Annotated in this window: 1 protein-coding gene; it reads left to right on the top strand. The window is 64.3% G+C overall.

Annotation, left to right across the window (positions count from 1 at the left end):
• Positions 1-86: 86 nt before the first annotated feature.
• On the top strand, positions 87-524 hold a 438-nt coding region (locus ABB25_RS14080), incomplete at its 3' end, for a sigma factor (protein WP_275452799.1).

Genomic DNA, 524 nt, shown 5'->3' with positions numbered 1-524 from the left:
ATCACCTGCTTCGCGGCTGACGCCGCTCCTACAAAAATGCTTTTCGCACTTGCAGCGGTCGCAGCACGATGCTCTGATCGCTGCCTATGACCGATCCACAACTGCAGCGGTTGCTCGACACCTTATGGCGCATGGAATCGCCACGCCTGGTCGCGCGCCTTGCGCGCATGCTGGGTGACCTCGACAGTGCCGAGGAGTTGGCTCAGGACGCATTGGTAGCGGCGTTGGAGCATTGGCCGGAGCAAGGCATCCCCGACAACCCTGCCGCCTGGCTGATGGCCACCGCGCAACGGCGTGCCATTGATCGCCTGCGGCAACGGCACCTGCATGCACAGCGGCAGGCACAGGTCATCGACGAACAACAGGACTACGCCATGGGTGCGGACCAGTCCGAGCATCTGGATGACATCGGCGATGACCTGCTGCGGCTGGTATTCGTCGCCTGCCACCCGGCGTTGGCCGCCGATGCGGGGGTCGCATTGACCCTGCGCCTGCTGTGCGGCCTGAGCACGCACGAAATCGCC

It is taken from the genome of Stenotrophomonas koreensis (genome assembly GCF_001431525.1).
GTDB lineage: Bacteria > Pseudomonadota > Gammaproteobacteria > Xanthomonadales > Xanthomonadaceae > Stenotrophomonas > Stenotrophomonas koreensis.
The sequence above is the reverse complement of the archived record's forward strand: the minus strand, read 5'-3'. Positions and strand labels throughout refer to the sequence as shown.